An 8,851-nucleotide genomic window follows, 5' to 3' on the forward strand; every position below is an offset into this window, starting at 1 on the left:
GTCTTCGTCTTCTGTTAAGCTGTCACTGACGCCATCATAACGGATTGGATCCGGGGTATAAACCGCGATGACCGCCCTTACGCTGTTCATGATAATACTGGCCTATCTGGGCGGATCCGTGTCCAGCGCCGTGCTGATCTCCAGGCTTTACCGGCTGCCGGATCCACGCAACCACGGCTCCGGTAACCCGGGTGCCACCAATGTGCTGCGCACCGGCAACCGCAGCGCGGCTGTGTGGGTATTATTGCTTGATATTCTCAAGGGTACCCTGCCGGTATATCTGGGCTGGTTTCTTGGCATCAGCCCGCTATATCTGGCCTTTATTGCCATGGCCGCCTGTCTGGGGCACATGTTTCCGCTGTTTTTTCACTTTCGCGGCGGCAAGGGCGTGGCCACGGCGCTGGGTGCGCTGCTGCCGCTGGGCATGGACATGGCAGGCCTGCTGCTGATCACCTGGCTGCTCAGCCTGGGGCTGTTTGGCTACTCGTCGCTGGCGTCACTGATCACCGCCCTGTTTGCTCCTTTGTTTGCCTATTTCATCAAACCGGAATACACACTGGCGGTGGCACTATTGTCGTGCCTGATAGTCGTGCGCCACCACGGCAATATAAGCCGGCTTTATCATCATGAAGAAAAGCCGATTATCGACCGCAGCCGGCGCAACCGGGAAGAATAAGCCTTACTCTACTGCCGGCAGTTCATCCAGCGGCCAGCGCGGCCGGGCTTTTACCCGCAGCGGCTCGGTCTGACCGGCTTTAAGCCGCTGCAGACCGGCAAAGGCGATCATGGCACCGTTGTCGGTGCAGTATTCATTGCGCGGATAAAACACCTCGCCGCTCAGCTCTGTCATCATGGCTTGCAGCTGCTGACGCAACGACACATTAGCGCTGACCCCGCCGGCCACCACCAGCCGGTTAAGTCCGGTCTGCTTTAACGCCCGCTTGCACTTGATGGCCAGGGTATCGACCACCGCCTGCTGAAAGGCATGGGCAATGTCAGCCTGCGTCTGCTCATCATTACCTTCGGCGGCAATGGTGGTGGCGGTAGCGGTTTTAAGACCCGAAAAACTGAAATCCAGGCCGGGCCTGTCGGTCATGGGCCGGGGGAACTTAAAGCGGCCGGGCACGCCTTGCTCGGCCAGTTTTGCCAGCCGCGGGCCGCCGGGGTAGTCGAGCCCCATCAGCTTGGCGGTTTTATCAAAGGCCTCGCCGGCGGCATCGTCAATGGACTCACCCAGAATCTCATAGCGGCCAATGCCGTCTACCCGCACCAGCAGGGTGTGACCGCCGGACACCAGCAGCGCAATAAACGGAAACGCCGGCATGCGCTCTTCCAGCATTGGAGCCAGCAGGTGGCCTTCCATATGGTGCACCGCCACCGCGGGCTTGCCCCAGGCAAACGCCAGGCTGCGGCCTATGGTGGCCCCCACCAGCAGCGCCCCCATCAGGCCTGGGCCGGCAGTATAGGCGATGCCGTCTATGTCGCCTTGGCTGCAGCCGGCCTCAGCCAGGGCCGCCTCAATCAGCGGAATGGTCTTGCGCACATGATCCCGGCTGGCCAGCTCAGGCACCACACCGCCATAATCGGCGTGCAGTTTCACCTGGCTGTAAAGCTGGTGAGAGAGAATGCCGAGCTTATCGTCATAGATGGCGATGCCGGTTTCGTCGCAGGAGGTTTCGATGCCTAGTACACGCATGAGCAAATGAATAACACTGTCGAAAAATAGACAGCCATGTTACCCTGATCGGGCTTTTTTAACCAGCAAAGGGTTACCGGTCTTTACAGCCGGACCCGGTTAATAGTAGAATTTCGCACCATTTTATTGTCAGACTGGCTGGAATACAGACCAGTTAACCGAGGTGAGAGGCACATGCCAGTAATTAAAGTACGTGAAAACGAGCCCTTCGACGTAGCTCTGCGTCGTTTCAAGCGTTCCTGCGAAAAGGCCGGTATTCTGTCTGAAGTGCGTCGTCGTGAGCACTACGAGAAGCCGACTACCGAGCGTAAGCGCGCCAAGGCTGCCGCTGTTAAGCGTCATGCCAAGAAACTGGCTCGCGAAAACGCACGCCGCACTCGTCTGTACTAAGCGTTGTTGATCTCATGTCTTTGAAAGACCAGCTGTCAGAACAGCAGAAAAACGCCATGCGCGCCAAAGACAAGGCTCGCCTTGGCACCCTGCGTATGCTGATGGCCGAGATCAAGCAGAAAGAGATCGACAGCCGCGAAACCCTGGACGATGACGGCATCATCGTTGTTATCACCAAAATGGTAAAACAGCGCAAAGATGCCGCTAACCAGTTCGAGCAGGCCGGCCGCCAGGAGCTGGCTGACGGCGAACGCCAGGAAATTGCGGTGCTGCAGGAATTCCTGCCGCAACCCCTGACAGAAGACGAGCTGGATGCTTTGCTCACCCAGGCCATCGCCGACACCGGTGCTACTGGCATGCAAGATATGGGCAAGGTAATGGCGGTACTCAAGCCACAAATCCAGGGCCGTGCAGACATGGGCAAGGTCAGCGCCACCATCAAGGCCAAACTGGCCTGATAACTGCCGCTGAGCTGTCAACGGGCCGTGCTTCGCAAGAATGCACGGCTTTGTTTTTTGCTTTTACGGTGAATCATGGCTGGCAGAATTCCCCAACAATTTATTGACGATCTCCTCGCCCGCACCGACATAGTCGACTTGATCGACCAGCGGGTACGACTCAAAAAAGCCGGCAAGAACTACCAGGCCTGCTGCCCCTTTCATAACGAAAAAAGCCCGTCCTTTACGGTCAGTCCCGACAAACAGTTCTATCACTGCTTTGGCTGTGGTGCTCATGGCACTGCCCTTGGCTTTTTAATGGAATATGACGGACTGGAATTTCTTGATGCCATCGACGAAATGGCGTCTATGCATGGCCTGACCGTGCCCCGAGAAAATACCGGCGGCAGCTCGCCCCAGCAACAGGCCGCAGCCCGGGCCGAGCGGCAGGATCTTTATAGCCTGCTGAACGACATTAACCGTTTCTATCAGCAGCAGCTGCGCAGCGCACCGGCAGCCATTGACTACCTCAAGAGCCGGGGCCTGAGCGGTGAAGTGGTCAAGCATTTCGGCATTGGCTATGTGCCCGATCAGTGGGACAGCGTAAAACGCCGCTACGCCAAAAACCGCGACACCGAACGCCAGCTGATTGACGGTGGCATGCTGCTGCAAAACGACAATGGCCGCATCTACGACCGCTTTCGTGACCGCATCATGTTCCCCATTCGGGACAGACGCGGCCGCACCATCGGCTTTGGCGGCCGGGTGCTGGGCGACGGCACCCCCAAATATCTGAACTCGCCGGAAACCCCAGTGTTCCACAAGGGCCGCGAGCTCTACGGCCTGTATGAAGTGCGCCAGACTCACCGCAACCCCGAGCGGGTACTGGTGGTAGAAGGCTATATGGACGTGGTGGCCCTGGCCCAGTTCGGCATCGATTATGCGGTGGCCAGCCTGGGCACCTCCACCACTTCCGATCAGCTGCAGCTGCTCTATCGCACCACCCGGGAAGTGATCTGCTGCTACGATGGCGACCGCGCCGGCCGCGAAGCCGCCTGGCGGGCACTGGAAAACGCCCTGCCGTTAATGCAGGACGGCCGCAGCCTGCGCTTTGTGTTTTTGCCCGACGGCGAAGACCCCGACAGCCTGGTGCGCACTCAGGGTAAGCCGGCCTTTGAGCAACTGCTTGATAACGCGCAGGACTTTGGTGACTTTCTGTTTGAGCGGCTGGCCCAGGACAGCATGGACGGCGACGCCGGCCAGCACGAGCTGGCCCACAAAGCCGCCGAGGCCATTATGCGGGTGCCCGAGGGCTTTACCCGGGAAGGATTAATCACGCAGCTGTCGCGTCAGCTTAACTGGGGTGAGAACGAACGCCGGATTAAAGAGCTGTTTCAGCGCCTTAAGCCAGCAGAAAAACAGGAAAAGCCTGCCCCCGGGCGGCCACAAAAACTAAAACTTACGCCACTTCGACGAGCCATTGCCCTTGTGCTACAATATCCGGCTGCCGCAGCCCGGCTGCCGGAAATGCCGGCGCTGGAAGAGCTGTCGCTTCCGGGCATGGAGCTGTTGCTGGCCCTGCTGGCCATGGTTCGCAAACAGCCCAATATGAGTACCGCTCAGGTACTGGAGCACTGGCGTGGCCATGCATCAGAAGCAGCCCTGTCGAAACTTGCCATGGCAGAAAATGCCTTTGCCGGCGACAACATAGAGCAGGAGCTGCAGGATATTTTTGTGGTCCTGATCAACGAATATCTGGCCAAACGTATTGAATTGCTGCAGCAAAAAAGCAGCACTCGCGAGGGGCTGACACCAGCGGAAAAACAAGAATTGGTGCTGCTGCTGACAGAAAGCAAAGGCGGCGCGGTCTTATAAATTGAAAAACGGGCAAACTGCCCCAAGATTGTAATAAAGGCCCGGTGTACGGGTAAGTGAAATAACCAATGCAGGCTGCAGCACGCTTGGCCCAAGGGCGAGGTGTTGGCAAGCTCGGACCAGTTAGCCAGATTGGTCAAATTTTGTTATAATCGGCTACTTGCGCGCCAGAAAATCACTGAGTGCCCCGGTATCCACACCCTCTCTCTTGCAACATCTAACCGGACGAGTTCTATGGAGCAAACCCCGCAGTCACAGCTTAAGCTTCTCGTAGCCAAAGGTAAAGAACAGGGCTACCTGACTTACGCCGAAGTAAATGATCATCTGCCGCAGGATATTGTCGATTCTGATCAGATTGAAGACATTATCCAGATGATCAACGACATGGGCATTCAGGTGGTAGAAAACGCCCCTGACGCCGATGATCTGATGATGACGGAAACCACGGCCGATGAAGACGCCGCCGAGGCCGCCGCCCAGGCGCTGGCATCCGTTGAATCTGAAATTGGCCGCACCACAGACCCGGTGCGCATGTATATGCGTGAAATGGGTACCGTGGAGCTGCTGACCCGCGAAGGCGAAATCGATATCGCCAAACGCATTGAAGACGGCATCAATCAGGTGCAGAGTTCGGTCTCTGAATATCCAGAGACCATTACCTCGCTGCTGGATCAGTTCGACCGCTTTGAAGCCGGCGACATCAAGCTGAGCGATATTATTTCCGGCTTTCTCGACCTTGATGAAGCCGAAGACGCCGCGCCCACTGCCACCCATATTGGCTCGGAACTGAGCGAAAAAGACCTCGACGACGAAGACGAAGACGAAGACGATAAAGAAGACGACGAGGAAGAAGAAGAAGCCGACACAGGCCCGGATCCTGAGCTGGCCCGTGAAAAATTCGGCCAGCTGCGTGAGCAGTATGAGCTGGTACGCAGCACCATTGCTGCCAAGGGTCGCACTTCCAAAGAGGCTGCTCAGCAAATTGCTGATCTGGCCGATCTGTTCCGTCAGTTCCGCCTGGTACCCAAGCAGTTTGATCGTCTGGTTACTGCCATGCGCGACACCATGGAGCGGGTGCGGGTACAGGAACGCATTATCATGAAGCTCTGCGTTGAGCAGTGCAAAATGCCCAAAAAGACCTTTGTGCAGGCCTTTGCCCATCACGAAAGCGAGCAGGCCTGGTTTGAGGCTCAGCTGGCCGCCGGCAAAACCTGGTCTTCGCGTCTGGAAGTGGTAGCCGAAGACGTACTGCGTGCCATCAGCAAGCTCAAGGTAGTGGAAGATGAAACCGGTCTGACCATTTCCCAGATTAAAGACATTAACCGCCGCATGAGCATTGGTGAGGCCAAGGCCCGCCGAGCCAAAAAAGAAATGGTGGAAGCCAACCTGCGTCTGGTTATTTCTATTGCCAAGAAATACACCAACCGCGGCCTGCAGTTCCTGGATTTGATCCAGGAAGGCAACATAGGTCTGATGAAAGCGGTAGACAAGTTTGAATATCGCCGTGGCTACAAGTTCTCGACCTACGCCACCTGGTGGATCCGTCAGGCCATTACCCGCTCCATTGCGGATCAGGCCCGCACCATTCGTATTCCGGTGCACATGATTGAGACCATCAACAAGCTCAACCGTATTTCCCGCCAGATGCTGCAGGAAATGGGCCGCGAGCCCACGCCGGAAGAGCTGGCACACCGCATGGCCATGCCGGAAGACAAAATCCGCAAGGTGCTCAAAATTGCCAAGGAGCCGATCTCGATGGAAACCCCCATCGGTGACGACGAAGATTCACATCTGGGCGATTTTATCGAGGACACCACCCTCTCCCTGCCGGCGGACTCCGCCACCAGCGAGAGCCTGCGTAACGCCACCCACGACGTGCTGGCCGGCCTGACCGCGCGGGAAGCCAAGGTACTGCGTATGCGCTTTGGTATCGACATGAACACTGACCACACCCTTGAGGAAGTGGGCAAGCAGTTCGACGTTACCCGTGAGCGTATTCGCCAGATTGAAGCCAAGGCCCTGCGCAAACTGCGCCACCCCAGCCGCTCCGAAGTGCTGCGCAGCTTCCTCGACGAGTAAGCACAACCGCACACAACGCAAAGGGCACCTCGGTGCCCTTTTTATTGGCCGGGTCAACCGCTTAAAAATCAAGCGTATAAGCCGCCCAGCGCTGGACAGCCCCGCACTCATTCCCCTATAATCAGCCCACTTTTGGCCCCTTAGCTCAGTTGGTTAGAGCACACGACTCATAATCGTTAGGTCCCCAGTTCAAGTCTGGGAGGGGCCACCATACACAGCAAGGGTTAGCAGGTTAACAGCCGCTAACCCTTTTTTGTTGCATGCCGATTTGGGTCAAGTAATGGGTCAAGTAAGCAGGGTGCTTATCGGCTCCCCACCCCATTAGAAAAAATCATCTGCGGTACGTCTTCAGCACACACAGCAGCCTCATTCAAAGCCACACCAACAGATAGTGCTTCCCAACATCACACCACAGCCCCCTCACCGGTCTTAATGGAAAAACTCAGCATTTAGCCGACTCCTGCATTCCTAGCCTCCTGTTAGCCTGACTTCATCATCAACACGACGGAGTCATCATGCGGAAAGAACAGGAACATCTGATTGGCATCAAGGAAATGTGCGGGCTTATTGGCAGGGATCGCCGGACGCTTTGGGCCTGGGTGAGAAGCGGTAAATTTCCCGAACCGCTCAGGATCAACGGCCGCACCATCGGCTGGCGGGCATCCTCGTATCGCACCTGGCTGGAAAATGCCCGCTAACAAAAAGACACCGTCGGGGTCGGACGATGTCGTGTCACTCTGTCCGCATCGGATATTGGCATTACAACCCTGGCTGCTTAGACTCATAGACTCACGATCTAAAAGGATCCCGAATGAACCGCTATGACGCCACCGGGCATGAAGCCGAAGAGCAGCCAGGTGCTGAGCCCGGAGTTCTGAGCAACCTCCCCGGCCTGACAAGCCTGCAGGATATAACAGAGGCGGAAACCGAGCTGCTGAACGACCTGTATGCTTATGTGCTGCCAAAACTCTGGGACACACTGACCTTTGCCGACATTCAGCGCTGGCATCATCAGTGGCTGGGACACTTGTATCAGTGGGCAGGCCAGCTACGCACGGTGAACATGAGCAAGGGAGACTTTCATTTCGCTGCCGCGGATCAACTCCCCCGTCTGGTCTCGACATTCGAGCGGGACTTCCTGACACAGCTTTCGAATCTGGAAACCATGCCGGAAGAGGCCGTGATCCGTTACCTGGCTCAAAGCCATGTTGAATTTATTCTCATCCACCCGTTTCGGGAAGGTAATGGCCGAGTATCACGGCTGCTGCTCAACGTTATGGCGCTGCAGGCAGGCTTCCAGCCTCTCGACTATCAGCTATGGGAAGAGAACAAGGAGTTTTACTTTCGAGCCATTCAGGCAGGTGTAAGCGGAGACTACCAGCATGTAGAGAGGCTGGTCAGGGATTCGCTGACGTAATAATCAACCTGAGAGAGGGTTTAGTCGGCCAGAGCCAGTTGCGGAAAACGCCGCTTGCCAGACTTCAGCCGAGCTTCGATTACAGCGGTAGGCTCACCGGTTTCAATGGCCGTAGAGCTGGCCACAGAGCGGCGGATTTTCTCTGGGGTAAGCTGATTTCGTGCAGCTGTTTTGCTTCGGCGTATCATGATGGATCTCCTGATCTCGTCGTCATATTATAACAGCACCGGTAAGATTTTCAGCGACAAAAGAGCCCACCCCAGCAACCAGCCGCTCCCACACTTACCCAAAGCAACCATACCCTCACAGCAAAGTTCCATTTGAATTCTTCCCCGACATGGGCACAATAAGGATCTAATCGCAGCCAAAGCAAAGTGGCTTGGTCGCCCACAAGATCAGGGCGGTAGCGTTGCCACAGTCAAATTGCTGATGGTTGATACAGCATATTAGCTGTGCTGCCAGCACCGTGCTCACTATCAACAATCCATGCGCGTGTACAACAACCCAGGATCAAAAAAATTCATTATATCAATGGGTTATAACTTACCAGTGGATCTCACCCGCTTTAACGGACACACCTCGATAACGCAGAGAGGTGAGCCATGCCAGCTTACAAAACGGGAAAGCGAACCCAGCAGTACAGCAACGACTTCAAGATAAAAGCTGTCCTTTGGAGCCATGAAGAGCACCGGAGTGTGAAGGAAGTTGCCGAAGCACTGGACATTCATCCCTTCATGTTGTCTCGTTGGCGCAAGGAATATCGAGAAGGAAAATTCGGCATGACAAAACACCGTAAGCCCCCTGCTGCAGAAGGCAACAGGGCAAGATCATGAAAAACCCTTATGTGGCAAGGCTTTCAGCGGGGTAAAAATGAAAACACTAGCAGCCACTTTGTACACCGGAACGCACGTTTTTTGAAGAAAAATGTCGATTTTCAAGGATCGCTTTGACGATCAG

10 protein-coding genes and 1 tRNA gene are annotated in these 8,851 nt (G+C 55.9%); 9 read left to right on the forward strand and 2 right to left on the reverse strand.

From position 1 onward, the window contains the following. Positions 1–67 precede the first annotated feature (67 nt). The gene (gene plsY / locus R0I78_RS07295; protein ID WP_317074856.1) at positions 68–676 is read left to right on the forward strand and encodes a glycerol-3-phosphate 1-O-acyltransferase PlsY; all 609 of its coding nucleotides are present in this window, start codon (positions 68–70) and stop codon (positions 674–676) included. Positions 677–679: 3 nt separating this feature from the next. Here plsY and tsaD read toward each other — a convergent pair whose 3' ends face one another. Continuing rightward, complete coding sequence (gene tsaD / locus R0I78_RS07300; RefSeq protein WP_317074857.1) at positions 680–1,696, reverse strand: tRNA (adenosine(37)-N6)-threonylcarbamoyltransferase complex transferase subunit TsaD; 1,017 nt, start codon at positions 1,694–1,696, stop codon at positions 680–682. A gap of 174 nt (positions 1,697–1,870) precedes the next feature. Between tsaD and rpsU the strand changes: the two genes are divergently transcribed. From rpsU to R0I78_RS07335, 7 genes are all read left to right on the forward strand, one after another. Continuing rightward, positions 1,871–2,086, forward strand: coding sequence for a 30S ribosomal protein S21 (gene rpsU / locus R0I78_RS07305; protein ID WP_014293599.1), 216 nt, complete (start codon positions 1,871–1,873; stop codon positions 2,084–2,086). Positions 2,087–2,100: 14 nt separating this feature from the next. Further along, positions 2,101–2,544, forward strand: a complete 444-nt coding sequence (locus R0I78_RS07310) for a GatB/YqeY domain-containing protein (RefSeq protein ID WP_019936081.1) — start codon at positions 2,101–2,103, stop codon at positions 2,542–2,544. A 75-nt stretch (positions 2,545–2,619) separates the two neighbouring features. Beyond that, positions 2,620–4,398 carry a DNA primase gene (dnaG, locus tag R0I78_RS07315; protein ID WP_317074858.1) on the forward strand — a complete coding sequence of 593 codons (1,779 nt, stop codon included), beginning with the start codon at positions 2,620–2,622 and terminating at the stop codon, positions 4,396–4,398. Between the two features lie 192 nt (positions 4,399–4,590). After that, positions 4,591–6,477: an RNA polymerase sigma factor RpoD gene (rpoD, locus tag R0I78_RS07320; RefSeq protein WP_317074863.1), complete on the forward strand. Its 1,887-nt coding sequence runs from the start codon at positions 4,591–4,593 to the stop codon at positions 6,475–6,477. Between the two features lie 134 nt (positions 6,478–6,611). Further along, positions 6,612–6,688 (forward strand) — tRNA-Ile (locus R0I78_RS07325). A 304-nt stretch (positions 6,689–6,992) separates the two neighbouring features. Continuing rightward, a complete protein-coding gene (locus R0I78_RS07330; protein WP_317074859.1) occupies positions 6,993–7,175 on the forward strand; it encodes a helix-turn-helix transcriptional regulator in 183 nt (60 codons plus the stop codon). 113 nt (positions 7,176–7,288) lie between these two features. Further along, positions 7,289–7,894, forward strand: coding sequence for a Fic/DOC family protein (locus tag R0I78_RS07335; RefSeq protein ID WP_317074860.1), 606 nt, complete (start codon positions 7,289–7,291; stop codon positions 7,892–7,894). Positions 7,895–7,914: 20 nt separating this feature from the next. Here R0I78_RS07335 and R0I78_RS07340 read toward each other — a convergent pair whose 3' ends face one another. Beyond that, on the reverse strand, positions 7,915–8,082 hold the full coding sequence (locus R0I78_RS07340; protein WP_317074861.1) for a hypothetical protein: 168 nt from the start codon (positions 8,080–8,082) through the stop codon (positions 7,915–7,917). A gap of 414 nt (positions 8,083–8,496) precedes the next feature. Between R0I78_RS07340 and R0I78_RS07345 the strand changes: the two genes are divergently transcribed. Further along, positions 8,497–8,727: a transposase gene (locus R0I78_RS07345; protein WP_317074862.1), complete on the forward strand. Its 231-nt coding sequence runs from the start codon at positions 8,497–8,499 to the stop codon at positions 8,725–8,727. Positions 8,728–8,851 lie beyond the last annotated feature (124 nt).

Source organism: Oceanimonas sp. CAM02 (genome assembly GCF_032842915.1).
GTDB classification, from domain to species: Bacteria; Pseudomonadota; Gammaproteobacteria; order Enterobacterales; family Aeromonadaceae; genus Oceanimonas; species Oceanimonas smirnovii.